Source organism: Spirosoma sp. KCTC 42546 (assembly GCF_006965485.1).
In the GTDB taxonomy this organism is placed as follows: Bacteria; Bacteroidota; Bacteroidia; order Cytophagales; family Spirosomataceae; genus Spirosoma.
The window spans coordinates 239208-264962 of record NZ_CP041360.1 but is presented as its reverse complement, the minus strand read 5'-3'; the positions used below and the strand labels follow the sequence as shown (position 1 = coordinate 264962).

Annotated in this window: 21 protein-coding genes, 1 tRNA gene and 1 pseudogene; 7 read left to right on the top strand and 16 right to left on the bottom strand. The window is 47.8% G+C overall.

What is annotated here, in order from left to right:
- Window position 1 precedes the first annotated feature (1 nt).
- From EXU85_RS01110 to rpmG, 6 genes and pseudogenes are all read right to left on the bottom strand, one after another.
- The gene (locus EXU85_RS01110; RefSeq protein WP_246859389.1) at window positions 2-445 is read right to left on the bottom strand and encodes a hypothetical protein; all 444 of its coding nucleotides are present in this window, start codon (window positions 443-445) and stop codon (window positions 2-4) included.
- Between the two features lie 62 nt (window positions 446-507).
- Window positions 508-705, bottom strand: coding sequence for a prevent-host-death family protein (locus EXU85_RS01105; protein WP_142770312.1), 198 nt, complete (start codon window positions 703-705; stop codon window positions 508-510).
- Window positions 702-761 (bottom strand): annotated as a pseudogene (locus EXU85_RS36090) (hypothetical protein); the annotation flags it as partial. The pseudogene EXU85_RS36090 and the gene EXU85_RS01105, both read right to left, overlap by 4 nt.
- Before the next feature lie 198 nt (window positions 762-959).
- A complete protein-coding gene (ftsY, locus tag EXU85_RS01095) occupies window positions 960-1916 on the bottom strand; it encodes a signal recognition particle-docking protein FtsY (RefSeq protein ID WP_142770311.1) in 957 nt (318 codons plus the stop codon).
- Between the two features lie 200 nt (window positions 1917-2116).
- Window positions 2117-2272, bottom strand: a complete 156-nt coding sequence (locus EXU85_RS01090; protein ID WP_012929818.1) for a DUF4295 domain-containing protein — start codon at window positions 2270-2272, stop codon at window positions 2117-2119.
- 94 nt (window positions 2273-2366) lie between these two features.
- Entirely contained in the window at window positions 2367-2552 is a 186-nt protein-coding gene (rpmG, locus tag EXU85_RS01085) for a 50S ribosomal protein L33 (RefSeq protein WP_012929817.1), read from the bottom strand.
- A 159-nt stretch (window positions 2553-2711) separates the two neighbouring features.
- Between rpmG and EXU85_RS01080 the strand changes: the two genes are divergently transcribed.
- A complete protein-coding gene (locus EXU85_RS01080; RefSeq protein WP_142770310.1) occupies window positions 2712-3932 on the top strand; it encodes an NADH-quinone oxidoreductase subunit D in 1221 nt (406 codons plus the stop codon).
- Window positions 3933-4014: 82 nt separating this feature from the next.
- Here the strand turns inward: EXU85_RS01080 and hpt are convergent, their stop codons facing one another.
- Window positions 4015-4542 carry a hypoxanthine phosphoribosyltransferase gene (hpt, locus tag EXU85_RS01075; protein ID WP_142770309.1) on the bottom strand — a complete coding sequence of 176 codons (528 nt, stop codon included), beginning with the start codon at window positions 4540-4542 and terminating at the stop codon, window positions 4015-4017.
- A gap of 131 nt (window positions 4543-4673) precedes the next feature.
- On the opposite strand from hpt, the gene EXU85_RS01070 reads away from it, so the two are divergent.
- Complete coding sequence (locus EXU85_RS01070; protein ID WP_142770308.1) at window positions 4674-5888, top strand: tetratricopeptide repeat protein; 1215 nt, start codon at window positions 4674-4676, stop codon at window positions 5886-5888.
- Between the two features lie 245 nt (window positions 5889-6133).
- Here EXU85_RS01070 and EXU85_RS01065 read toward each other — a convergent pair whose 3' ends face one another.
- The 3 genes from EXU85_RS01065 to EXU85_RS01055 form a co-directional block, all read right to left on the bottom strand.
- Window positions 6134-6892, bottom strand: coding sequence for a succinate dehydrogenase/fumarate reductase iron-sulfur subunit (locus EXU85_RS01065; RefSeq protein WP_142770307.1), 759 nt, complete (start codon window positions 6890-6892; stop codon window positions 6134-6136).
- Window positions 6893-7001: 109 nt separating this feature from the next.
- On the bottom strand, window positions 7002-8939 hold the full coding sequence (locus tag EXU85_RS01060) for a fumarate reductase/succinate dehydrogenase flavoprotein subunit (RefSeq protein ID WP_142770306.1): 1938 nt from the start codon (window positions 8937-8939) through the stop codon (window positions 7002-7004).
- A gap of 83 nt (window positions 8940-9022) precedes the next feature.
- The gene (locus EXU85_RS01055; protein ID WP_142770305.1) at window positions 9023-9718 is read right to left on the bottom strand and encodes a succinate dehydrogenase cytochrome b subunit; all 696 of its coding nucleotides are present in this window, start codon (window positions 9716-9718) and stop codon (window positions 9023-9025) included.
- Between the two features lie 384 nt (window positions 9719-10102).
- Here EXU85_RS01055 and fabD point away from each other — a divergent pair, with 384 nt between their 5' ends.
- The 3 genes from fabD (at window position 10103) to EXU85_RS35235 (ending at window position 11582) form a co-directional block, all read left to right on the top strand.
- Entirely contained in the window at window positions 10103-10978 is an 876-nt protein-coding gene (gene fabD / locus EXU85_RS01050; RefSeq protein ID WP_142770304.1) for an ACP S-malonyltransferase, read from the top strand.
- Window positions 10979-11104: 126 nt separating this feature from the next.
- Window positions 11105-11175 (top strand) — tRNA-Gln (locus EXU85_RS01045).
- Between the two features lie 260 nt (window positions 11176-11435).
- Window positions 11436-11582 (top strand): hypothetical protein, encoded by a 147-nt coding sequence (locus tag EXU85_RS35235; RefSeq protein ID WP_168207721.1) that lies wholly within the window; start codon window positions 11436-11438, stop codon window positions 11580-11582.
- A gap of 23 nt (window positions 11583-11605) precedes the next feature.
- Here the strand turns inward: EXU85_RS35235 and EXU85_RS01040 are convergent, their stop codons facing one another.
- The 3 genes from EXU85_RS01040 to EXU85_RS01030 all read right to left on the bottom strand — a co-directional run bounded on the left by EXU85_RS01040 (window position 11606) and on the right by EXU85_RS01030 (window position 16703).
- Entirely contained in the window at window positions 11606-12229 is a 624-nt protein-coding gene (locus EXU85_RS01040; protein ID WP_142770303.1) for a DJ-1/PfpI family protein, read from the bottom strand.
- A 65-nt stretch (window positions 12230-12294) separates the two neighbouring features.
- Window positions 12295-13653 carry a sensor histidine kinase gene (locus EXU85_RS01035; protein ID WP_246859388.1) on the bottom strand — a complete coding sequence of 453 codons (1359 nt, stop codon included), beginning with the start codon at window positions 13651-13653 and terminating at the stop codon, window positions 12295-12297.
- Window positions 13654-13763: 110 nt separating this feature from the next.
- Window positions 13764-16703, bottom strand: a complete 2940-nt coding sequence (locus EXU85_RS01030) for a two-component regulator propeller domain-containing protein (protein WP_142770302.1) — start codon at window positions 16701-16703, stop codon at window positions 13764-13766.
- 441 nt (window positions 16704-17144) lie between these two features.
- Between EXU85_RS01030 and EXU85_RS01025 the strand changes: the two genes are divergently transcribed.
- Window positions 17145-17369, top strand: a complete 225-nt coding sequence (locus EXU85_RS01025) for a DUF2892 domain-containing protein (RefSeq protein ID WP_142770301.1) — start codon at window positions 17145-17147, stop codon at window positions 17367-17369.
- An 86-nt stretch (window positions 17370-17455) separates the two neighbouring features.
- Here EXU85_RS01025 and EXU85_RS01020 read toward each other — a convergent pair whose 3' ends face one another.
- A complete protein-coding gene (locus EXU85_RS01020) occupies window positions 17456-17851 on the bottom strand; it encodes a LytTR family DNA-binding domain-containing protein (protein WP_142770300.1) in 396 nt (131 codons plus the stop codon).
- Between the two features lie 646 nt (window positions 17852-18497).
- Between EXU85_RS01020 and EXU85_RS01015 the strand changes: the two genes are divergently transcribed.
- Window positions 18498-18878 (top strand): response regulator, encoded by a 381-nt coding sequence (locus EXU85_RS01015; RefSeq protein ID WP_142770299.1) that lies wholly within the window; start codon window positions 18498-18500, stop codon window positions 18876-18878.
- A 46-nt stretch (window positions 18879-18924) separates the two neighbouring features.
- On the opposite strand, the gene EXU85_RS01010 is transcribed toward EXU85_RS01015, so the two are convergent.
- Both EXU85_RS01010 and EXU85_RS01005 read right to left on the bottom strand, forming a co-directional pair.
- Window positions 18925-23319 (bottom strand): S-layer family protein, encoded by a 4395-nt coding sequence (locus EXU85_RS01010; RefSeq protein WP_142770298.1) that lies wholly within the window; start codon window positions 23317-23319, stop codon window positions 18925-18927.
- A gap of 447 nt (window positions 23320-23766) precedes the next feature.
- A complete protein-coding gene (locus EXU85_RS01005) occupies window positions 23767-25728 on the bottom strand; it encodes a sialate O-acetylesterase (protein ID WP_142770297.1) in 1962 nt (653 codons plus the stop codon).
- Window positions 25729-25755 lie beyond the last annotated feature (27 nt).

Here is a 25755-nt window from a genome sequence, read left to right as displayed (position 1 = left end):
CTTAAAACACAGCCTGATGCGTAATCTCGATCTTAATTTGTGCACTCTTTCCTTTCTCGACAGTAACTGGGAAGATGTTATTCTTTGTATCAAACGAATTGGCGTACAAGCCTTTCGGTTCCTGCACGATCACCGAATATCGGCCAACGGGCAGGTTTACACAAAATTTGCCGTCCGTTCCTGATTTGACCGTTTTGATTGGTTTTGCCTGCCCAACGGAGTTGATAAATCCATTTTCACCCGCTTCCACCTGGCTCATGTTCAACAACGAGAAAATGAGCACCTCACGCTCTACAGGAGAGCCGTCTGTATTAGGTCGGGGTGAGCCAGGCCCCGGCATATGATTACCCCGCTTTACCAATACCGTTCCACAAATGCCCTGAATCGCATCAGATTTTGCTGCTTTTCGGATGGTATGCTTCTGAGCGCAGGCCGTATTTATCACGATTAGTATTACTCCTATTATAAGGATAAACACTCGACTTCTTAAAAAAGATAGGCCAATACTCATAAACCCAGTTCCTTTTTTACGTCATCTAGCGTATGCCAGGTTGTGGTCGCGTTTTTTACGGTTAGCGCGTGAACATAATCGGCAAAATCTTCAAGATTATCAAAAGAGGCTAGACTTTGCTGAATGGCTTCGTAGGCGATAACCGTAAATGCTGGTTTACCTTCAGATTGAATAATTTGAGCGTTTAGTGTCATTCGTAGATATCTTTTCGATGGCCAACATCAATAACTGCAATGATGCGAAGCGCGTCATGCTTGTCGTATAGAACGCGGTAATTACCTACTCGTAATCTGAATGGTTCGTTAACCGTTTCACATTAGCTTTACTATCAGGATCTTTTGCCAATTCTTCAAGCGCACCAATAATGCGTTTACTGTCCGATTGTGATATTCGCTTCAGACTTTTAAGTGCTTTGTCTGAGAAGGAAAGTTGGTAAGCCATTCAGACATCATTTCTTAAAGAACGAATCCACAAACTCCATTTTGTTGAAGGTTTGTAAGTCTTCAATTTTCTCACCAACCCCAATGTACTTAACTGGAATTTTGAATTGATCCGAAATGCCAATGACTACGCCACCTTTTGCGGTACCATCTAATTTGGTGATAGCCAATGCTGTAACTTCGGTTGCTTTGGTAAATTCCGTTGCCTGAATAAACGCGTTCTGACCCGTCGATCCATCAAGAACCAGAAGTACTTCATGGGGCGCATCGGGTGTAACCTTCTGCATTACCCGTTTAATTTTGGTCAACTCGTTCATCAGGTTGACTTTAGTGTGCAATCGGCCGGCGGTGTCGATGATAACGACGTCGGCATTCATGTCGGTCGCTTTTTTGACAGCGTCAAAAGCTACTGCCGATGGGTCTGTATTCATTCCATGCGAAACAACCGGCACCCCTACGCGGTCACCCCAGAGTTTGAGTTGGTCAACGGCTGCAGCCCGGAACGTATCACCTGCGCCCAGTACTACTGTTTTACCCCGTTTGTGGAATTGAGCGGCAAGCTTGCCAATCGTTGTGGTTTTGCCAACACCGTTCACCCCCACAACCATAATTACATATGGTTTTTTACCGGCAGGTAAGTCAAAGTCGTCCGGCACATCGGAGGTGTTGTTATCGGAAAGCAGTGCAGCTATCTCTTCGCGAAGAATCCGGTCAAGTTCGTCCGTGCCCATGTACTTATCGCGAGCAACACGTTCTTCAATCCGGCGGATAATTTTAACGGTTGTTTCAACACCCACATCCGACGAAATCAAAACGTTCTCCAACTCGTCGAGTACCTCTTCGTCAACAGTCGATTTACCAACTACGGCCCGGCCAAGTTTCGAGAAGAAGCTGTCTTTGGTTTTCTCTAATCCTTTGTCGAGTGTTTCCTTTTTTTCTTTCGAGAATAAGCCGAATAAAGCCATAAAAATCGTCGTGAGTCAGTGGTGGATTAGTCGTAAGTTGTTAGCCTATGTCACATCAATGTCGTTAATGACGGCAGACTATGCAGATGGCCCCGTATTGACTATTGATTGGTTGAACAAAACTATAGCAAAAAAAGTCCCACAGAACCATGAAGGCTGTGGGACGAATGTCTTTGCACGGGATGTTGACTCCGACAAGACTAGCTTTTCAGCGCAGCCTGAACTTCGTCAACCGGAACCATTTCTTCTTTGAAGGTGTACGCGCCAGTTTTTGGCGATTTCACGGCTTTAATAATTTTGGCGAATGCCTTGCCGTTGTCCTTCGTTTTCAGGGTTGCAACTACCTTTTTTGCCATTTTAGTCTGTAGTTTGAGGTTCGAAGTTTGCGGTTTGAAGTGCGTAATATGCGTAAACTACGAACTACAGACTACAAACTTTAAACTAACTGAACTATTTAATTTCTTTATGCAACGTTACTTTTTTCAGGAACGGATTGTATTTCTTCCGTTCGATACGCGCCGGCGTATTTTTCCGGTTTTTCGTGGTGATGTACCGGGACATGCCGGGTACACCGCTGTCTTTCTGCTCGGTGCATTCCAGAATAACCTGGATTCTATTGGCGCCTTTCTTTGCCATCGCTAATGTTCGTTTTCTCGATAAGGAGCGCAAAGGTACGAAATCCGATTCACTTAGGCAACACCTTCTTTAGAAAAACTGATGATTTGTAGTGAATTAGGTCAGAAAAGTTCGTAATGTTTGGCATTGGGATTACCTCTTTCGACCTTTGGCCCTGTCATGACCACGCAAACGATCCAATACGAATACGCTCCGGGCCATTTTCGGGCATCGGAACCCGGCATTTATCGACCTGATATGCTTCAGGAAGGGGAGATGATCCTGAATATGGGACCGCAGCATCCATCTACCCATGGTGTGTTGCGGTTTGAGGTGGTTACGGATGGCGAAATTATCGTTGATGTCGTTCCTCACCTTGGTTATCTGCACCGCTGTTTTGAGAAACATGCTCAGTCGCTGCCGTTTAATCAGGCCATTCCGTTCGTGGACCGACTCGATTACTTAGCTGCCATGAACTGTGAGCATGCCTTTGTGATGGGGGTTGAACGAATGCTCGGCATTCAAAACGATATTCCAAAACGGACCGAATACATCCGGGTGCTGGTAGCTGAGCTGAACCGTATTGCCGCTCACTTTGTCGGTATTGGCACCTATGCGCTCGATATAGGTGCCTACACGCCTTTTCTCTGGCTCATGCGTGATCGGGAGCACATTCAGCGATTGCTTGAATGGGTGAGTGGTGCCCGGATGCTGTATAACTACATTTGGGTAGGTGGCTTGTTTTATGACCTTCCGGTAGGGTTTGAAGAGCGGTGTCGGGAGTTTATTGCCTACCTAAAGCCTAAGATGGTGGAGTTGCAGCAATTGGTCATCGAAAACGAAATTTTCGTAAAACGGACTGCGAATGTGGGCGTACTTCCCTTACCTGTGGCCATTAATTACGGTTGTACGGGTCCTATGTTACGGGGTTCTGGGTTGCGATATGATCTGCGACGGGTGGATGGCTATTCGGTTTACCCTGAACTAGATTTCGATATTCCGATTGGCGAAGGAAAGATGGGTACCGTTGGCGATTGCTGGGATCGCAACAATGTTCGTGTAGAAGAGTGCCACCAATCCATTCGCATTATTGAACAATGCCTCGATCAACTTCTGGGTGATCACCGACGCACCCGAGACTATGACCCTCAGGCAGTTGTACCAAAGAAAATTCGCCCGAAGGCAATGGATTTTTACGCTCGCGCTGAAAGTGCCAAGGGCGAATTAGGCTTTTTCTTTCGGACAGATGGTAAATCGGATATACCGGTTCGCTGCAAAGCCCGCTCCTGTTGCTTTCACAACTTATCGGTCATTAGTGAAATCAGTCGGGGGGCTATGCTGGCCGATTTGGTGGCGATAATTGGGTCAATTGACGTAGTGATGGGCGAAGTAGACCGATAAACTAGTACTAGGAGTGAGGAGCGAGTAGTAGGAGTGCTTACGCAAATCACATTCTCCTACTACTCGCTCCTCACTCCTAGTACTAATCAAGCACCAATATATCCGGTGTATTTCGGCCCAGGCCGTCATAATCCAAGCCGTAGCCTAGCACAAATCGGTTTTCAATTTCAAAGCCAACATACTGTAAATCAATTGGCTTTTGTAAGGCTTCTGGCTTGAATAGTAACGTAGCGATGGCAAGTGATGCCGGTTCCTGAGCCAGAAGTTGATCCCGAATATCACAAAGGGTTCGGCCCGTATCGACAATATCTTCAACTACAATCAGGTCTCGACCAGTTACCGATTCGGTTAGCCCCAGTATTTCTTTAAGCTGCCCGGTCGACTCGGTTCCTTTGTAGGAAGAAACCCGAAGGAACGTGATTTCACAGGGAATCGTTAATTTTTTTGCCAAATCAGCCGCAAACAAAAAGGCTCCATTCAGCACAACCACGATCAGTGGTGTTTTACCAGCATACGTCTGGTTGATTTGTTCGGCCAGCTCCTGAACGCGCGTTTGAATGGCTTCGGCAGTAATAAACGGGACGAACGTTTTGTCTTTTACAGTTATCATATCAGCGTCTGTGGGGCGGCAAAGATACGCTGATACGAAGGTCGCTGACAAAAAAACGGCGGAAAAATAACATTTGGCAAACGCACAGCCCATGGATTACGTTGATATACTAACGAATTAATTTTGACGAAATGAAGAAACTTGTGTTGACGATATGGTTGATGGGCATCGCGCTGATAGCGCAGGCTCAACTCTATGACCCGTCGGCGTTTGATAAGGTCTATGATGGTCTGCTTAAGCACCCCGGTGTTCAGATTGAGTCGGCGGAGGCTATCAACCAGATGTATAATTATAAGTTCTACGAGGCCGATAAGGAGTTTCGGTGGCTGCGGGTGCGGTATCCGAAACATCCCATGCCCACCTTCCTGATGGGATTGGCCGAATGGTGGAAAATTGTACCTAATACAGATGAAACTGGCTACGATGACCAGTGCCTGATGTACATGGATTCTACGATTACATTGGCCGAAGAACTTTATGACAAGAGCGAGAATAAACTCGAACCTTCGTTTTTTCTTGCGGCTGCCTATGCCTTCAAAAGCCGACTTTACTCGGAGCGTAAAAAATGGGCAAAGGCCACATTTGCAGGTAAAAATGCACTGAAGTACTTCGAAAAATGCAAGGGAAATGCCGATTTCAGTCCTGAACTGTTATTCGGCGATGGGATGTATAATTACTATGCTCAGTGGATTCCCGAAAATTACCCGCTCTTAAAGCCGATTCTGCTATTTTTTCCGAAAGGAAACAAAGTGAGTGGCATCAAAGAGTTGGAGAAAACGGCAAATACAGCTTTCTACACCCGCGTTGAGGCTCGCTATTTCCTGGTTCAGATTTACAGTATGGAGAATCAGTACGACAAGGCGTACCAGATGTCGAAGTACATGAACGAGCAGTATCCTGATAATCCATTTTTTGAGCGATACTTCGCCCGGTCAGCCTTTGTAACAGGCCGTACGAACGAAGCGGAACGGGTATCTAAAGATATTCTTGAAAAAATTAGCCGCACACAATCGGGTTACGAAGCGGTAAGCGGTCGAACAGCAGCCTATATTCTGGCTTACATTAACGCCATATTTTATAAGAATATACCCGAAGCCAAAAAATATTACCAGCAAGCTGTCGATTTCTCTAAACAGACAAATGCAACGACGTCGGGCTATTATTTATCGTCAGTCATCGGGCTGGCCAAAATTGCGACCGAAGAGAAAGACTACGACCTTGCTCAGACATACTTTAAAGAAGTAATCGACAAGGCGGAACGTAAATCCAGTCAATATAAGGAAGCAAAAAAAGCGCTGGACGACGCGAAGAAGTCGAGACGGGAAGAGCGCAGGAAGCGGAATTAACGTTAAACTTTTTGCTGTTGTATCCTTCGTTCTCGCTTGGCTACGCCGAGTGATGTATATTCATTCAAGGGCCTCTGGCCCGTGTTTAGTAATTAGCAATTCTCCGGCCAGAGGCCGTTAAAAATATACCACTCACTCGGCGTAGCCAAGCGAGAACGGGGAGACTTTCTGAGCGTATTGCATCCCTTTAACCAACAGAAAGCCCGACCAGTTATCCTGGTCGGGCTTTCTGTTGCTAATTTAGTTTATCCCTGAACGTTATCCGAAGTCAGTTTCGCACCCAGGTACTCGCGGTTCATACGGGCAATGTGATCCAGCGAAATGGATTTGGGGCACTCAACCGAACAGGCACCGGTGAACGAACAGGCACCGAACCCTTCGGCATCCATTTGCGCGACCATACGCTCAGCCCGCTCCTTATGCTCCGACTGCCCCTGTGGCAGAATAGCCAATTGCGACACTTTTGCCGAAACGAACAGCATAGCCGACGCATTTTTACAGGCGGCTACACAGGCACCACAACCAATACAGGCAGCAGCATCCATTGCCTCATCGGCAATGCTACGGGGAATCAGAATTTCGTTGGCGTCGGGAGCCGAACCGGTGTTAACCGATACGTATCCACCGGCCTGGATGATCCGGTCGAAGGCCAGCCGATCAACCATAAGGTCTTTGATGACCGGGAAAGCGCGTGCCCGCCAGGGTTCAACCACAATTGTATCGCCATCATTGAATGAACGCATGTGTAACTGGCAGGTTGTAGCCCCCGTTTGCGGACCGTGTGGCCGTCCGTTGATGTACATCGAACAGGTACCACAGATACCTTCCCGACAGTCGTGGTCGAAGGTAACGGGGTCTTCTCCTTTCCGGGTCAGGGAGTCGTTCAGTACGTCGAACATCTCCAGAAAGGACATATCTTCCGATACGTTATCCAAATGATACTCAACCAGCTTGCCCGCTGTATTATTATTTTTCTGTCTCCAGACTTTTAGGTTAATTTTCATCTTTGACGGATTTACGGTTTACGGTATTCGGGTTATGGTAGGTAGGCTGGCGAAAGCACCTCTTGCGTCAGCCTACCTACCATAACCCGAATACCGTAAACCCATCACTTTATTTATAACTCCGCTGTGTCAATTTTACATTCTCAAATACCAGTGGTTCCTTATTGAGTAACTCGGGCTTACCTTCACCCTGATACTCCCAGCCAGCCACGTAGGCATAGTTAGCGTCATCGCGAAGGGCTTCACCATCGGGGGTCTGGTATTCCTCTCGGAAGTGACCACCGCAGGATTCATTGCGATTCAGGGCATCGTCAACCATGAGTTCACCTAGCTCAATGAAATCGGCTACGCGACCGGCCTGCTCCAATGCCTGATTCATTTCGTCAGCATCGCCCAGTACTTTCGCATTCGACCAGAACTCCTTCTTCAGGGCCTGAATCTTCTGCTTGGCGAGTTGTAGACCTTCTGCCGTACGCGACATACCACAGTATTCCCACATGATATGACCCAGTTCTTTGTGCAGATCATCAACCGGCCGTGTCCCTTTAATGGCAAGGAGTTTACTGATTTGAGCGGTAATGTTTTTCTCGGCCTCCTTAAATACGGGAGAATCAACCGGCAGTTTATCGGCTGGGCCAATCGTTGCCAGGTAGTCACCCACCGTGTAGGGGATAACGAAATAACCATCAGCCAGCCCCTGCATCAGCGCCGATGCCCCTAAGCGGTTCGCGCCGTGATCGGAGAAGTTCGCTTCGCCAAGTGCGTACAGACCGGGAACCGTAGTCATCAGGTTGTAATCGACCCACAAACCGCCCATTGTGTAGTGAACGGCAGGATAGATCATCATCGGCGTTTCGTACGGATTTTCGCCAGTGATTTTTTCGTACATCTCGAAGAGGTTACCGTATTTGGCCTCAATCGTTTTCTGACCATCGCGTTTGATTGCGTCGGCAAAGTCCAGATAAACAGCCAGTCCGGTTTTACTAACACCCCGGCCTTCGTCGCACATGTTTTTGGCGTTCCGCGAGGCTACGTCGCGGGGTACAAGGTTACCAAATGATGGGTAACGACGTTCCAGGAAGTAATCACGCGCGTCTTCGGGCAGATCGGTTGGCTTTAACTGACCTTTCTGAATCTTCTGAGCGTCTTCTTTCGATTTTGGCGCCCAAACCCGTCCATCGTTCCGCAGCGACTCCGACATCAGCGTCAGTTTCGACTGGTAATGGCCCGATACCGGAATACAGGTTGGGTGAATCTGTGTAAAGCACGGGTTACCGAAAACAGCACCCTTTTTGTGTGCCCGCCAGGCTGCCGTAACATTACAGCCCATTGCATTGGTCGATAGGTAGAATACATTGCCATAGCCGCCTGTACAAAGCAGTACTGCATGGGCTGAATGCGATTCGATTTTCCCGGTAATCAGGTTCCGAACAACAATACCACGCGCTTTGCCACCCTCAACCACGAGGTCGAGCATTTCGGTACGTGTGTATAATTTCACTTTCCCGTTAGCCACCTGACGGCTCAGTGCCGAATAAGCACCAAGCAGCAATTGCTGGCCGGTTTGGCCACGGGCGTAGAACGTACGCGATACCTGCGAGCCACCAAACGAGCGGTTAGCCAGTGTACCGCCGTACTCCCGGGCAAACGGAACGCCCTGAGCTACGCATTGGTCAATAATGTTCACGCTGACTTCTGCCAGCCGATGAACGTTACCTTCGCGGGCGCGATAGTCACCACCTTTAATGGTATCATAGAACAAACGGAACACGCTGTCGCCGTCGTTCTGGTAGTTTTTAGCGGCATTGATACCTCCTTGCGCAGCAATCGAGTGCGCCCGGCGAGGGCTGTCCTGAAAGCAAAACGCCTTCACGTTATAGCCCAGTTCTGCCAATGACGCAGCCGCCGATGCACCGGCCAGGCCAGTACCCACTACAATAATATCGTATTTACGTTTGTTGGCTGGGTTAACCAGTTTCAACGCAAACTTATGCCGTGCCCATTTCTCGGCTAAAGGACCTTCGGGGATTTTAGATTCCAGTTTCATATTTAAAGAGCGAAAGAGCGAAGGAGTGAAAGAGTGAAAGAATGCCTAATAAGCTTTTTTCCGCTCTTTCACTCTTTCACTCTTTAAATTATATGGTGAACCTGTAAATACACGTAAATTGGCATAGCCGCAAAGGCAGCCGGAATGATAATGGCAAAGAAATATTTACCCAGGAACTCAATGACGGGCGTATATTTTTTGTGCCGGATACCCAACGTTTGGAAACCGCTCTGGAAACCATGGGCCAGGTGATACCCAATGGCCACCATACAGATTACATACAGTATAACGTACCACAGTTCACCAAACGCAACCTGTACCACGGCATAGAGATCTTTGTATTGCTTACCATCGTACTCGGCCATAGGAACGGCACCGAAGTGCATCTCGTACCAGAACGTCCGCATGTGAATGATGATGAACAATAGCAGAATCGTACCCAGAATACCCATATTCCGGGACGACCAATCACTGTTTGCCTCTGGCTTGCTATAGGCATACTTGACGGGCCGCGACGCCTGATTGTGGCGCGTGAGCACAAAAGCCATGAGTGCATGTACCAAAATAGAGGTATACAGTAAATAGGAAACGGTCATGATAAGCGGATTGTGGGTCATGAAGTACGTATACTCATTGAAGGCCCGCCCGCCATCACCCTTAAATAGCTGTAAATTACCAGCCAGGTGAACAATTAAAAATGAACTTAAAAACAGCCCCGTCAACGACATTATGACCTTGCGGCCGAGGGAGCTGGACAGAGTTTGTGTTACCCAAGCCATACGGTGAACGACACGAAAATTTAGTGTAAACGATTGAAAAAAAGCCGCTTTAAACGGCGCATCAAAGCTAAAGCACAATCGCCATGGAAACAAGATTAAGCGCCTTTATCGGCGGTTTTATGACTTATTTACAGCTTGTATAAATTATCTTATTAAGCTGGTTTCGCAACAGTATGTAGTAGTCAATTGTTTGTTGGGTTGTTCGTTGCGCAAGAAAATAAATTAGCCGAGCGTCAGGTATGAGTTCACATCAGGCCAGACGCTCGGTAAAGCACTGAAAAATAAAAGATTAGTTATAAGCGCTGGATTACCTATTTGACCAATCCTAATAATCCCGCTATTTTCGCACCCTTCGACCGTTTTATCTGTCAACAGAATTTCATTATGAACGCATACGTATTTCCGGGTCAGGGTTCGCAGTTCCGTGGAATGGGACACGATCTCTATCAACACTCCGAAGCCGCCCGCCAATTGTTCGAGGAAGCCAATGACGTACTGGGCTATAGTCTGACCTCCATTATGTTTGAAGGCTCCGACGATGATCTTAAGCAAACCATTTATACGCAGCCCGCTGTTTTTTTGCATGGCGTAGTACTGGCACTTACCACGGATTCTTTCGCTCCCGAGATGGTAGCGGGTCACTCGCTCGGCGAGTTGTCGGCGCTTACAGCGGCTGGGGTACTCTCGTTTGCCGATGGTCTTCGGTTAGCGTCCGTCCGGGCAACGGCCATGCAACGTGCTTGTGAATTGGTCCCATCCACTATGGCAGCCGTGCTGGGTTTGGCCGATAAGGTCATTGAGGACGTATGTGCGGGCATCACAGAAGAGATTGTTGTTCCGGCCAATTACAACTGCCCAGGCCAGGTTGTTATTTCGGGCAGCTTGGCCGGGATTCAACTGGCCGAAGAGCGACTAAAAGCTGCCGGGGCTAAACGCGTGGTGCCGCTGGCGGTAAGTGGTGCTTTCCACTCCCCATTTATGGAACCCGCCCGAACGGAGTTTGCCGAAGCCGTCCAGAACATGCCGTTTAATGCCCCCCGCTGTCCGGTTTATCAGAACGTAAACGCCCAGCCCACCACCAGCCCTCAGCAAATCAAAGAAAACCTGATTGCCCAGCTCACATCGCCCGTACGCTGGACACAATCTGTAGAGCGCATGGTTGCCGATGGAGCCACTGCCTTTTTTGAGTGCGGCCCTGGTAAAGTGCTACAGGGATTAAGTAAAAAAATTAGCCCTGCTACGCCGGTTGCGAGTATTTGAGCAACTAATAGCCCTTTGTAAATCAGCGGGTAAGGGATTTATTCGAACAAAAAAACTACTTTTTTTAACCCACTATTTGTTTTTAACGCCCTTCATCGGTTATCTTTGCACTCGCAATTGCAAAACAGCCCGATAGTATAAGGGTAGTACGACAGATTTTGGTTCTGTTTGTGGAGGTTCGAATCCTTCTCGGGCTACACAAAAAAGCCGCTAGATTCACATCTAGCGGCTTTTTTGTGCTTAATTCTGTTGATTTCCTAATGCTTTTATAAGCTATCCTGCACCTTATTGAACCGGTCTACTTACTACGTCTTTTACTTTCTATGTAAATAACTACCTGCGCTTAAATCAGCGTTGAAGCGGTAGGCTAACAGCTTACCACGTTCCGTATGGGAACGCGGCTAAATTAAATAAAGCGTTTTTGTCTGGTTGGTGTTGTATAGGAAACCCCACGAGTATGGCACACGAGGAAAAGAAGAACAAGAATATCAAGAAAGTAGCCACGAAAGCGCCCAAGGTGCATGGTGCGCCCAAAGTTCCCAAGTACGAACAGAACGAAGCGGGTATAATGCCCCCAGGGTTAACCCCCAAGGTCAAGAAATAAGCGAAAACCGCGCGTTATAGCGATCACGCCCAGTAGTCGTACTGCATATAACGCGCGGTTTCGGTAGCCTCTGCCGGACCATGCAATTTGCTAACTACATACAACGACGCGTCGATACCGGCCGAAATCCCCGCCGAGGTGATGATCTTTCCGTTATCCACCCAGCGTTCAGTGGGTCGTAGCTCCGTTTTAGGGGCCGCTTCACGCATGCCGTCCAGGGCCTTGTAGTGCGTTGTGGCAGCCAGACCATCCAGCAGACCCGCTTTCCCCAGAATAAATGCCCCTGTACAAACCGACAGGACCAGTTCGGCTTTTTCGGACTGCCGCTTCACCCAGGCCAGCACGACCGGGTTGTTCATCTCCCGTCGGGAGCCGTAGCGCGTACCATCGGGATGAATGCCACCGCCACCCGGCACCACCAATACGTCGGCCTGCGGGTGATCATTGAGCAGATAAGTTGGTGTAATGCACAGGCCGTTACGGGCATAAACCGGCCCGCGTTCGGCTACCGTGAACACGCGAAACGGCGGCTCCGAAAAACGCGTTTGCCCACTCTGCCGACCCGTTACCCCGAACACCTCGAATGGCCCGGCAAAGTCGAGCACTTCAATTTCATCAAATAATAAGATCCCTACCGAACGTGCCATTGGCTTGCATTTCCTGCGTTTAGTTCCAGAAATAAGATTAAGCGCCTAAGATAGCTGCTTCTGGGTTACTGTTGCGGAGCCAATTCACTTAACGATTCAATGAGCGGTAGCCGAACGGTAAATCGGCCTTCTCCTTCAATAATATCCGGAGGAAGCTGATCAAGCTTTTGGTATTGGGCAAGAATGGTTGATAGCCCTACTCCATTTGACAATACGGGTGTACGCTTACGCTGAAGATTATTACTCACCACTAAATACCCGGCATCATCCGTAACAATGTTGATCCGTAAAGGCTCATTGGCCAGCACGATGTTGTGCTTCACGGCATTCTCAACCAATAGCTGAAGGGTAAACGGAGGCAGAAGTTTAGCCTGGTAAGCAGGATTGACCTGGACCGTTAGCGTTAACCCACTACCATGACGGGTTTTAAGCAGATGGTAATACGACTCAATAAAGTCGAGTTCGCTGGCTAGTGTCGTGAGCGCCTGGTTACTCGTTCGTAGAAGGTAGCGATAAACCTGACTAAGCTGATCCACAAAATGACTGGCCCTCCCCTGATCGTCGTCGATTAAGGCAGATAACGAGTTTAGGCTGTTGAACAGAAAGTGTGGGTTGACCTGAGCCTGCAAAGCACGAAGCTGAACATTGGTTTTTTCCTGCTCTAATCGCTGCATTGCCAGTTCAGCCTCCAGGCGCTCCTGTTTAATTTGTTCGGCTAGCTGCGTTTGTTCTACCGCCTTTGTAACGGCCACATATCGTTGGTAGAATACCAGGCAAAGCGAAAAGCTGAGTAATTCAAGGATACGCTCTCCCCACAGTAGCTGCCTTTGCAGGTCGATCGACACCACATTGTCCGGGAAAGGCCATCGATGCAGCAAAGCGTATACCAACACATTCAACTCACTGAGCAGCATAAAAACACTGCCCATAATAAATGTCTTTCCGATGGCATCCTTTCGTCTGGCAGCGATACCTATACCCATCACACTGATTCCGATCATCAGGCACCAGTACACTCCTGAAACGATATGGCCTGCCACGGACCGATACCAATTTTCATCTGACAACGAAAATAGCCCTACATTGATCAGCATGCAGATTGTCAAACCAACTTGTCCCCAGCGCCACCTTCTTTGGGCTAAAGATGACCAGTTGGCCCCGTTAAAGAGCAGGTAGATCAACTCCAGAAAAATGATTTTTATAAGTCCTCGGTGGAGACTATGAATAATCAAATAGCCCGCTTTAGGTAAGGGAACGGTTTCGGCAAATAAGGCAAAGTAGATCGACTGGGCAAACGAGATAAGCACCAGCAACGTAAATAGGCCATCAATCCAGCTTGGTGAAAAACTCCATCGAACGGCGTTTAGTAGCCAGATGGCACTAACGGCCCCAAAATAGAAAAATAGGACTTCCTCGCCAGACATACGACAACGAAAGAGATTATTCTTATTTCTACGAATATACACATACTCGACAAGACTGACAGCGTTACAATTGGATAAATAAGCCAATCCGTATGCCCCATCAGTCCAACCTATAGCGGAATTCGGATTTCGACACGGGTGCCGGTTAATGGTGCTACTTTATCAATAATGGTTAGTGTAGCTTCTTTTCCCAGTTGTTGGTTAAAAGCCTCAAAGGTGTCTTTCGTGATGGATTCTCCCCGAGAGGTATGTCCTTCTTTTTTTAGACTGTTCCTTCGTCCCACGCCATTATCATCAATAACGCAAAGCAGTGTATCGGCCTGTTTTTCAACCTGAATCAGCAGTAATTTATCGCCCTTTTTGGGCATCAATCCATGCCATATGGCATTTTCAACAAAAGGCTGGAACAACATAGGTGGCAACAGCGTGTCATACAGCACCTCATCATCGGCGATAACGAATTGGTAACTGAACTCCTGATTGAACCGCATAGCCTCCAGTTCAACATACATTTGTAGGGTTTCAATAACCCGCTCCAGTTTCATTAGCTGATAATTGGAATTATCTAAAATCTTCCTGACCAGTTTGGAAAATTTCGACAGGTACTTAACCCCTTCAATCGGTTTGTTCGTGATAATAAAGTTCTGAATTGAATTGAGCGAGTTGAATATAAAATGCGGATTCATCTGGCTTTGGAGGGCTTTCAGTTTCCACTCGCTGATTTGTAAAGCCGTTTTGTGCTTTTCATTCAGGAAACGGATTCTGAACTGAACGGCTGCCAGTATAGCGCTGCCAATAGCCAGCACAACCAGGACTCGAAACCACCAGGTTTTCCAGAATGGAGGAGTGATCACAAAGGTGAATGCTGCCTCTTTTCGGCTTTCTATACCATCTGCGTTGATGGCCTTTACGTGCAGCGTATACGTGTTAGGTGCCAGGTTGTTAAAATTAATACTGTTCTGATTCGAAAATGCGGACCAACTGGCTTCTGGCAATCCATCGAGCTTGTACGTATACCGGATACCGGCAGGATCGCTCAAACTGATCCCAACAAATTGAAAATTGAGGGCATTCTGGTAATACGGCAACACCGCATCAGCCGCAACAGTCTGCCCCTGGGTTGATGACTCATGTGTGTTTTGTAAACGCTGGGCCGAAACAATATGAACCGGCGGGCTAATTGTGTTCGTCGGAATGGCTCGTATAACAAACCGCATGGCTCCTTTTGAGGTGCCCGCCCAAATATTACCGACATCGTCTTTCAGAAAAGATACCACCTGCCAGGTATTGTCCAGAATGCCACTATTCCGGTTAAAGATTCGGGACACATATTGTCCTTTCTCTTTTGGTCGCTTCAGATCAATACGCATAATGCCACCAAAAGACCCTACCCATAGTTGTCCTTCGTTGTCAAATTCCATATCGAGTACGCTGTCGTTCTGGAGGCCCTGGCGCATGGAGATAGTTTCGACCGAAACTATAGCCCCCTTGTCATCCACCCGGATTTTTCGGATCCCCTTCCCAATGGTTCCCACCCAGATAGCGCCCGCTGCATCTGCTTTGATGGATTGAATGAATACGTTTTCTGTATTCGTCTTTTTAGACAGGTCTGTCCATCGTTTACCGTCAAATAGCCGTAAACCGTACGTACCTATCCATAAACGGCTTTGTTTGTCCTGATACAGCGCCAGAATATCATCCACTGCCATAGCGGGTGGTGGCGTATAGGTTATCCACTGGTCCTGTTGAAAGCGGAAGAGTTTCTCTCGATTACCCATCCAAATGGCGTCGTGTAGGGTATCTTCAAGAAAAGCGGAACAGAATTTACCCGTGGCCGTTAGTTTCCCGATTCGGCCAGCGCTGATTTTATAAACGCCATCGACATCACAGGAAACCCATAAATTTCCGTTATGATCGAACTTTGTAAAATGGATGGGGAGGCCACTGGTTTTGGTTGCGTTAAAAGCGGGAAAAGGTTGAAAGAAGGTGCCACGTCGGTAAGCGGAAAAGGCCCCGTTGCTGCCACCAAAATAGATGACACCCTGTTTGTCTTTACCAAGCGAATAGATCTCATCGTTCAATAAACCATCTGCTTTGGTAAAAACATCTATAAACCGCTCTTTGCATTGAATTAATCCTTCGGGCGATGTAAGCCAGATCGTACCCTCAGCATCGGTACAGATACCCAGGCATTTATCACTGGGCAGGTAATTTTTCGTGTTTAGGATCGTGACGTTACCTTTATCAATACAAATAGCACCCTGGTTGGTAGCTAGCCACAACCGATGTCGCTTATCCGTCAATATGTTAAAGACGCGTAGGTTAGCGGGCAGTATCTCCGAATAGATCGGGTGAACCGTTCCCGATTTGTAGTCAAGTACACCTTGCTCATAAGTCCCGATCAACATCTGCTCGCCTACTCGTACAAGGCATCGAGCTTCAACCGGTTGGCCGCTGGGGTAGTTTATTTCGACAAACCGGTTTTTATCGAACAGAAAAAGATGGTCTGTATTACTAACCAGCAACTGCCCCGAAGGCGTCTGGCAGACACCCCAAAGGTGCCTAACGGGTTGGTTATGCACATCGAGTTGGTAGAGCCTGGGAACTGCGTCGGGGTTGTCGAACACCAGTAAGCCCTGATCACTGGTAGCCCAGATACGTCCATCCCTGGTTTGTGTAATCGTGTAGACGCGTTCAATTGGTATGTTTCCAACAGTCGTTATGGTTCGAAAACGCCCCTGTTTCCAGCTGTTAATGCCGTTGAAAGTGCCAATCCAGATAGTTTGATCTTTAGCCTGATAAAGACTTATAGCCTGGTTATTGACTAACCCATTGTTAACGGTGAAATTTTTGAACGTCGTCCCATCAAAGCGCCCCACGCCCCCATATGTACCTACCCACAAGTAGCCATCGTGATCCTGAAGTGCGGTAAAACAATACGAGGAAGGAAGCCCATCATTCGCCGAAAACTGCCGACAGATAAACGGCTGACCTATTACATAGACGACAGCAAAGAGGTTAATAGAAACCAGTAGTAAGGTTTTAAGCAACGTACAGTTCAGTATGTCTGAGTTAATAGGGTAGCACTTATGAAAGTTACCTTCTTGTAAGCAGGTCAACAAAAAAACCTTTTTTCGGCCTAGAAAACAACCACCAATATACTTCAGGTAAAACAAATTCCAGATGCATCCTATCCCGGAAAGAATACGCTGCTACTGGCACGTTTAACCCGCTCTGCGGCATCGGTATGGCCTAGAGATACCGGGCGTTCAAGCAGACCAACGATCCGACTTACTAACGGGAATAGTATACGCTGTGCCAGGATAAGAAGCGGTTATGTGTTGGGAAATTTCTGAATGCGGGGTAGCTAATTACGCATAAAACAGACTAACGCAAAAAACACAAAATCATCATCTTACGACCTAATATTCATCATATTACAACTAGAACGGTCCTTTTACTTTTGGTTGTATAAACCAGATCCAAAGGCCATGAAACCAAACCTAGGTAATGTAGATATTGTACTCCGTCTTGTTGTGGGCGTGAGTCTGATGATTATCCTGTTTGTTAAGGAGATAACGTTTCCGCTTAACTGGCTGCTGATATGCTTATCCTTTGTTCTATTAATAACAGGCATATCGGGTTCCTGTCCGCTTTACCGTATACTGGATATCAGTACACGCCTGCATCGCAAAGAAAACAGGCTAGACCGCTAACGAACCCTCCTTCCGTGATAGACGACAAAGTTGTTTGTTAAAGCGACCCACTGACTACTAACTCGGGCATGATTCAAGAGCCTGAATTAGTAGTCAGTGGGTAGGCAATGAGCTGCTAACAACTGATGGGACGAAAGCCACCGACGGCGCGATATAGGGAGAATTGCCCCTGATTGCAGGTATACCAAACCCCCTTTATCCGTATTCGTTCGCTCTATTCGCCTTATGTACTGTAGGTTAACGATGCAATTGCGGTGCAGTCGAATAAAACAATCGTCCGGCAATCTGTCCATGTAATATTTCAAGGTACGTGGCATGAGCATCCGTTGCCCATTCTGCCAGTGGAGCCAGCAATAATTACTGATCGCTTGCAGGAACATCAGATCTGCAACCGGAAAATCAAGTTTACCACGTTTACGAATGTATACTTTGAGAGCTTTCGCTGGCAGAGGAAGTCGAAGAGGATTAAGGTTAGTGTTCATATCGGGTGTACTATAGTGTCGATCCCATGCCTGCGTAGACAATCATAGCCATTGCAGATACAGCGGCATAAACAGTTGATTCACAAACGCTCTGCTAGGAGCGCCAACAAATGTGTTAATGAATCGACGGAAGCAGTATGATTTGAATTAAGTGCATAGCCAATATTGGTCAATATTTAATTTATAGCGACCTATATATTATTTATATAAACATAATTAAATCCTATTTTCAGTATTACATAGGCTCGTTACCTTAGTTCATAAATTACTGCCGAGACTTCAAATAAATATTTTGTTGTTTTTCATATATATAAAACCAAAAAGCTATACTTTGTTTAACTTTTAATACCTTATTATTGGATAAAAGTTAAACAAAGTATAGCTTTGACTAGCAAGACGCTCTATACGTGAACGTATACCTTATAAGCTAAATTTATTGATAGTCTTCCAACGTAGTTTTTATAGACCCTTTGGGCATCCTGGACTCTATATACGCTGGTTATTTACACAATAGCGCCAAAAGAATCTGCTTGGAGCAACACGTTACATTACCTAAAAAAACCGTTTGTAGCCAAGTGAACCATCGTTAGTGAGTACGATCAATCATGCTGTGATAATTACGTTTAATTCATTCTCCTTAGCGTTTATGAGAACCCTACTTATCATTGAAGACAATACCGATATCCGTGAGGGTACAGTTGAACTATTAGAACTAGCGGGCTTCCGGGTGTTATCGGCCCCTGAAGGAAATACGGGCCTGGAATTGATTCACAAATGTAAGCCGGACCTGGTTTTTTGTGATGTATTGATGCCAGGCCTAAGTGGATACGATGTATTAACCAGCATACGAAGAACGGTTGAATTTCAGGATCTTCCGTTCTATTTTATCTCAGCACTGGCTGAGCCAATTGACGAGCGAAGAGGGCTGGAATTAGGCGCAATGGGCTACCTAAAAAAACCGTATACAGAAGACGATCTGCTGAACAGCATTAACAGAGAGTTTTCGTCCCCTGGTCAACACACATAAAATAGACTGTCTAAATCCTGATTAATAGCTCATCAGATTATCACCGTTACAGTCCAGTAACAATTCGGGAATATACGTTATTAGCAGAGTTGCTGTCATAGTTGTTTGCTCCATCGTCCTGCACATTAACAATGATATTCGAAACACTACCCGAATTAGCTGTTGTGCGGGTTATGCTAAATCCTAATACAGCCTGACCACCCGCTCCGATCAACTGCCCACTATTAATACGCAAACTCAACTGGCGGTCTGCCACATTACTCGTAACTGTCCACTTCGTATTAGCCACTGTAACCGGATTATTGGACCCATCTGTCACATTGATGCTGGTGAGGGTATTATCAAACGAAACAGTATAACCAGCTGGTGCGGTCATGGTAATGACAATAGTACCCGCAGTAGTTGCTAATCCGCCCACTTCCCCAATCGTGACAATAAAGTTGCGGGTAGCATCAGGACCACTCACGTCAAAATTAGCCTGGGGCAAATCTACCGTGGGCGACAGATCGTGCTGCTGGGCTGTACCCAGGGTAATCACTTCGCTACGGAACTTCTTGAAATTGGCCTGTGGTAAGTCCTTGGCAATTGTGGCATCGTTGTAATAAACCGCATCTCCATTGTCAACAAGTAACTGAATTTGACTGGTTACCGTTAAATCAGACGGTACCTCTACAATCGCTTCAAAGCTTCCATCTACCGCCAGCGTAGCCAGGTTATCGGCCCGAAGCACCGGTGCATCCGTGGCTGCTCCCGTCCAGGTGTAGAGTCTGAAATCATCAGGCGGAGTATTCGAAGCACCACCTGATGATCCGGCGATGATCAGGTACTGATTAGCCGCATTTTTTCGAATCTCCCGGATGCCGCGACCACCCAGATCCAGCTCAATGGGGGCGCCAAAGGTAGCGGAACCCAGCGTTCCACCCGTAGACGCCAAAATACCAGCCAGATTTGTGATAGGAATGATCAACGCCTTTGGCCGGCCTGGCAAGGGTACCTGCGGGGCACGGAATCCGATATAAACGGTGCTACCATCGGGCGCAAATTCAGCCCCTTCAATGTTGTAGCCAGAAGAAGCTTTCGGGTCTGTAGCGGCATCGGCGCTGGCCTGTAAGCCGTAATAGTTTGCTCCTTTACCATGACTGTTGTTCACATCCCAGGCAATAATATCCTCCCGTAGGTAGTCGTAGCGGCTCACATAAGCCAGGGTCGTGTTAGCACCATTTAGGGTTACATCCGTAGCATACACCCGGTCGCGGTTCGGTCGTGCCCCTCCACCTGCTTTGTTACTCTGTGAGCCAAACCAGTAAATGCGGTTCCCCGCTATAGCCGATGCCTCAAGAGCTACTTCTCGAGGTACTGCACCTGCCAGATCAGTCAGATTTAGTGAAGAGCTATAATCAAATCCGGCCAGCGGCAAGCCTGAGTTCTGCCGATTGTAAAGTCGAAGAACCTGGTTTTCACTATCGCCCACCAGCATATAATCCGCATCGACACGGATAGCGGTAGAAGCATCACTAGCCCCCGTATGAAACCGTGTCAATGCGGGCGTAGTTGAAGCCGCCGAAGCGGCATAATTAAGTACATAAGAACCCGATGCGGTACTGCTACTAACGGTGAGGGTTATCGTGGTATAACCAATCCCATTGGGTGTGATTTTGAGATTCCGGCTGGCTCCTGTTCCGGTCAGATTCAGATTGGCATCGGTCACGACGCTGGCGTTGCTACTACTGGCGGTCACGGTCAGGTTAGTGGCGGCACTTAGGGTAAAATTTAGGCCAATCGTACTGGCTGGATCAGTGGGGTCATTCAGTACGCCACTTACAAAGGCAGGGCCGCTGCTGGATAAGTTGAGATAGGCCGAGTTAGTTGTGGCATGAATACTGACAGACCGATTAAGGGGAATAAAGTAACCACCAGGGTTGCCTACGTCGCCGGTAGTAGCCATGTAAGAATCCTGACTATCATTGACGACGGAGAGCTGCCAACCACCCGTATTCGTTTGACCCAATAAATTACGCTGTGGCCAGGCGCTTACAAACTGCGTACGGACCGTACCCGATGGATTGGCCCCCTGATCATTGAACGTAAGTCGGGCTACGAGATTAGTACTGGCATCGTAGATATTGATCTCATCGCTTCGGCCCAGATTCTGGCTGTTTTCTCCCACTACTTTGACGGATGCGGGAAGAAACCAGAACGATCGAAATTGCTCGGCGGTGGCATCGGTAATAATCACCGATTCGTTAGGCTGAACAACACCGAATGCGCTGACTCCAGTAAACGATCCGGGTTGCCGCGAGTTATCATCGAAACTCCAGCCAGTCAGGTCAATCGGCGCGTTACCCACATTCGTCAGTTCAACGAATTCTCCAACACCAGATCCCCCCTCATTAATTGATGCATACATGTATTCAGTAATCTGAATTAACCCTGCCGGGGTTGCACTAACCGAAAGTGAAAATGTAGCGGTAGCCGTTTGGCCCGTTGGATCACTGGCCACAACGGTCACCATCTGTACACTACTGGCCGTAGGTGTGCCATTAATGATCCGGGTGTTATTATTAGCCGACAGTCCATTGCCCACACCAGAGATAGCGTAGGTTAACGACTGACTTTCCGGATCTGTAAACGCCGGTACTGTAAAGCTGAACGCCGTACCAACCGTGGCAGTCTGATTCGCAATTGACGGGGCAACCGGTGGCTGATTGGTATTGATAGTAATGGTGAATGTACCGGTTGCAGAGAGTGAACCGGGATCTGTAACAACCACCGTTACGGTTGAAATACCCGTAGTTGTAGGCGTACCACTTATGAGTCGGGTAGCATTATCGACCGTTAAGTCGCCGGGTGCACCGGTAATTACATAGGTCAGTGATTGGCTTTCAGGATCAGTGAATGCCGGAATTGTATAGGTAAAGGGTACCCCAACATTCCCTACTTGATTGACAAGCACAGGAGCTGTAGGCGGCTGGTTACCTGCCCCTACAGTGGTGGTAACGGATTGAGCCGAGTTGTTGACTTCGTTGCTTTCAGAAACGGTGTTTAACGGATCAACCTGTGCGATACCACTTACGAGCGTGCCGGTTACGGTAGGTGTGACGCTAACCGTAAGGGTGGTACTCCCTCCCGCGCTTAGCGTACCGTTGGAAAATGTAACGATACCTCCTGACTCATTAGCCGTAAAGCCACTGGCTCCAACGGCGGTAATATAGGTAGCGCCCGATGCTGGCAAAGTAACCTGAGCGCTAATGCCTGAAGCACTGGCACTCCCTGGGTTACTAACAACTACAGAATAATCGAATGGCTGATTAACGATACCCGCGGCTGGCGCGGCAAGCGTTATGGTAAGATCGGGCTGGGGCGTTACCGGAGCAAAAGCTACCCCTCGAAAACTTGTGTTGGCTGGGGCAGTAGTTACTAACGAAACTGTTGCGTCTGAACCCGTATCCGTGACTTTTATCAGGCGGTTCGCCGTACTTTCGGTTGTTGTGGCATAAATCACGGGGCTGGCACCCGAGAAATCTACGGCAACACCAAAGGCTCCATTGGTGGAGGCAGCGCCTGTTCCAAATGTATACGCTAAGGACCATATGCTGCCGTTGAATGTCCACTTCTGGATTCCTCCTCCATTCGCTACTGTTCGGCCATCGGCAATGTAGCAAATCGTACCAGCAGGATTAAAATAAAAGCCTGCCGCATTCGATCCCGTACCCGTGTCGATAATCAATGAAATCGGTTGCCCCGCCGTGGTGGGCAACCCAGAACCAACCTGATAAATCCCTAGTGATGTGGATGTACCTGCACTTGATTGTGTTGAAAAGTAAAGTTTGCTGTTAAAAACAGCCACTGCACGCGTATTAACTTTGGCGTTCTGGACGGTAGCGACCGTGCCCGTACCAAAATAATCGGTCCCATCATTGCCTCCTGCAGACCAGAAGTTCGTTAACCCATCCGAAGCAGCTCCTCGTATATTATTTGCCGAATGGAAGGTATTGCTCACTGCAACCCGGCTGAACGTACCTGCTGGATCAACTGTACCTATTGCCCGGTTAATGGTAGCGCTCGTTGAATTTGCCAGTTGCGTTGAGTTTGGCAGTGTTTGCGCATAACCCCCAAATACGAGTAAACGACCATCTGGCGAACGGGCCAGGAGACCTTCCGAAGCAGCACTTCCACTTATAATGAGTGCGTCACCGCCAGACGATGAGACCGTAACCGTTGTACTTGCCGTTCCGGTAGGCGTAAACTCTCGAAGCACAATTGGATTACCTGTATTGACTAGCGAGCCCGTTCCTGTACCCGCCTGAAGAACAACTAAATTTCCGGGCGTATACTGAGCGAAACCCTGTTGTATAAACAGTAATCCCCCGCCAATTACAGGCGCTATTCGTGAAAATAATAGCTGCCCAATTTGCTTGATTCCAGGTATAGCTCGCGTCATAATAGGCTGAATGTTAAGATTGTGGATGATATTTTAGTAAAGCATAAGTAGGCACTGCGCTACTTTCCCGGGCTATATGAATTCCTGTTTAGGCTAAAGGCTGCATTACTTCGGGCCAATTAATTTTACCCTCAGATCAACTTTTCACATAAACAGTCTGGCTTGTGGCAGTTACGATCAACCTAAAATCCGTTTGAATAACCAGTAACGGTATGCACCATACTGAAATTGATCTACAAAGGTGAGTGCATTAATCAAGGAGATACAATGACGAGCGTCAACGTCATCCACTAACAACAATCAATACACGCGCTGGAAACCCTCAAGCTTAACCAGAATGGAGAACAGGAATGGCAGAAATCATTCCTGAAATCAGCAGCCGCCAATTCGGGTAGCCTAGCCAGTATTACGGCAGCTATCAACTTATCTTTTAACACCAGGCTCCATTTAGTTGAAGCGAACATCCTTCGACACAGCAGGCCAGGAATCGGTTCGAAATGGGCTGGCCGGAAAACCTTCCGAATTAAACAGATTAGCCTCGTCGGGGGCATCTGTCCAGGCATAGCGTACCGCAACGGGTTTCTGAACAGACGGGTGCGATACAATGACACGGTTGCCATTGATTTCAGCTTTGGCATAATGAAAAACTTTGTCCTCCCCCGCAATTTCAAAGCCTTTCAAGTATCCGTATTTATCTTTCACCATCAACCCATTAGCCGTGTGTTTGAACGTAACAATAGCTTTTCCGGCATCAAAGCTGGCCGACTCGTAAAGCGGTGAGCTATAATTTATGTCTTGACCATAATCAAGTTTTAAGGCATTTACCGCCAACCGATGGCCTACATCCTGCTTATTTGTTGGGTGGATATCCTTTGGATTGCCAATATCGGTCGTAACGGCCATTCCCGTTTTGGGCAGGCTTAAGGTCATGGTTTGGGCCTCGCGAAGTTCGGCCCAGCCGCTGCCCTGATTGCTGCTTTGATTACCGCCATAGCTGGATAGCTGAACGAAGTAAAAAGAGAAATCCGGGTTTCGTCCATCTGGATTCCACTTCTTACGCCAGTCGGTAATCAGCAGCGGAAACGTTTGCCGGTACTGATACGCACGTCCGGCATTACTTTCGCCCTGGTACCAAAGCACACCTCGTATGGCAAATGGGATTAACGGAGCAATCATGGCGTTGTAGATACTGATACCTACGTTGTTCATGAAGCGGGTGTATTCATGCTTTTCAGCGAAAGCAGGCATAAGCTGCCAATCGCCCCCCAGGCTGACCTGCTGGGCTGCACTCTTTACATAGAGATCGGTTGCTGAGCCCATCAACCCAAGCCCATACCAGGCCGGCTTCACCATATTGCCAAACTTAATAACGATCCGGTTGGGGCCAGCCTTCCAGGTATTGGCGGGTATATCAATCTTTCGTACACCGGTCAACACACCTTCCGCAATCCGGGTACCATTTATATAAATTTCATTGGGACTGTCATTTTCAGCCAATGCCAACGTCGTTGGCACGCCAGCCATATCATCCGGAATGTCGACAAGTTTGGCCATGTAGCCTTGTCCACGGAACCCATGCATATCTTTCCAGTCCCACTGCCCAAACGGATCCGCCTTCTTCCATCTGGAAAAATCATAGCCCGTCGCCAGATAGTTCTGCTCGTCGGCGGCAGTTGGGTTTACTTTCCCCAGAAGCTGGAGTTGCAGTTTGGCATCAACAATACTATCAGCGGCCTGCCAGGTAGTTGGCATAGTATGGGCATACGACCGAAGTTCGTCATTGCTGAGCATACCTTCTTTACTGATCCAGCCCTCCACCTGCGACCCACCCCAGGATGAATGCAGAAGGCCAATAGGTATGTTCAATTTTTGGTATAACTCCCGGGCAAAGAAAAACCCGATGGCCGTAAAATCTCCGACGGTTTCGGACGAGCAAACTTTCCAATCGCCCGCTTTCAGGTCTGTTTGGGGCGTTAATGCCAATTCGTGGTCAACCCGAAAATGGCGAATTTGGGGATAGTTGGCATTTTTCTTTTCAGTGGGGAAATTAGTAGCCTGTTTCGTTGGCCATTCCATGTTAGACTGACCGGAGCAGAGCCACACCTCGCCAATCAGCACATCATTTACTTCAGCTTTCCCTGATTTTGCCGAAATGGCCAGTTTATGCGGCCCACCGGCTTCCAGCGGCAAAAATTTCACCAGCCATTTTCCATCGGCATCTGCTTTTCCCTGTTGAGTCTGGCCCGCCAGCGTTACCTGAACCGTTTCGCGTGGTTTACCCCAACCCCAGACCGGAATTGGTTGCTGACGTTGCAGTACGACATGGTCTGAGAATAGCCGGGCGAATCGGACCTGAGCGGCCGCTATTGAACTGATGAAAAGAAACGTAACGATGAGAAACCGCTTCATGGTTATTTTTTCGATGGTTAGACTACT

Bases quoted from the DNA above. Each gene is read 5' to 3' on its own strand.
- EXU85_RS01105 (WP_142770312.1), bottom strand. From the start codon at position 705: ATGACACTAAACGCTCAAATTATTCAATCTGAAGGTAAACCAGCATTT.
- ftsY (WP_142770311.1), bottom strand. From the start codon at position 1,916: ATGGCTTTATTCGGCTTATTCTCGAAAGAAAAAAAGGAAACACTCGAC.
- EXU85_RS01090 (WP_012929818.1), bottom strand. From the start codon at position 2,272: ATGGCAAAAAAGGTAGTTGCAACCCTGAAAACGAAGGACAACGGCAAG.
- rpmG (WP_012929817.1), bottom strand. From the start codon at position 2,552: ATGGCAAAGAAAGGCGCCAATAGAATCCAGGTTATTCTGGAATGCACC.
- EXU85_RS01080 (WP_142770310.1), top strand. From the start codon at position 2,712: ATGACCACGCAAACGATCCAATACGAATACGCTCCGGGCCATTTTCGG.
- hpt (WP_142770309.1), bottom strand. From the start codon at position 4,542: ATGATAACTGTAAAAGACAAAACGTTCGTCCCGTTTATTACTGCCGAA.
- EXU85_RS01070 (WP_142770308.1), top strand. From the start codon at position 4,674: ATGAAGAAACTTGTGTTGACGATATGGTTGATGGGCATCGCGCTGATA.
- EXU85_RS01065 (WP_142770307.1), bottom strand. From the start codon at position 6,892: ATGAAAATTAACCTAAAAGTCTGGAGACAGAAAAATAATAATACAGCG.
- EXU85_RS01060 (WP_142770306.1), bottom strand. From the start codon at position 8,939: ATGAAACTGGAATCTAAAATCCCCGAAGGTCCTTTAGCCGAGAAATGG.
- EXU85_RS01055 (WP_142770305.1), bottom strand. From the start codon at position 9,718: ATGGCTTGGGTAACACAAACTCTGTCCAGCTCCCTCGGCCGCAAGGTC.
- fabD (WP_142770304.1), top strand. From the start codon at position 10,103: ATGAACGCATACGTATTTCCGGGTCAGGGTTCGCAGTTCCGTGGAATG.
- EXU85_RS35235 (WP_168207721.1), top strand. From the start codon at position 11,436: ATGGCACACGAGGAAAAGAAGAACAAGAATATCAAGAAAGTAGCCACG.
- EXU85_RS01040 (WP_142770303.1), bottom strand. From the start codon at position 12,229: ATGGCACGTTCGGTAGGGATCTTATTATTTGATGAAATTGAAGTGCTC.
- EXU85_RS01035 (WP_246859388.1), bottom strand. From the start codon at position 13,653: ATGTCTGGCGAGGAAGTCCTATTTTTCTATTTTGGGGCCGTTAGTGCC.
- EXU85_RS01025 (WP_142770301.1), top strand. From the start codon at position 17,145: ATGAAACCAAACCTAGGTAATGTAGATATTGTACTCCGTCTTGTTGTG.
- EXU85_RS01020 (WP_142770300.1), bottom strand. From the start codon at position 17,851: ATGAACACTAACCTTAATCCTCTTCGACTTCCTCTGCCAGCGAAAGCT.
- EXU85_RS01015 (WP_142770299.1), top strand. From the start codon at position 18,498: ATGAGAACCCTACTTATCATTGAAGACAATACCGATATCCGTGAGGGT.
- EXU85_RS01010 (WP_142770298.1), bottom strand. From the start codon at position 23,319: ATGACGCGAGCTATACCTGGAATCAAGCAAATTGGGCAGCTATTATTT.
- EXU85_RS01005 (WP_142770297.1), bottom strand. From the start codon at position 25,728: ATGAAGCGGTTTCTCATCGTTACGTTTCTTTTCATCAGTTCAATAGCG.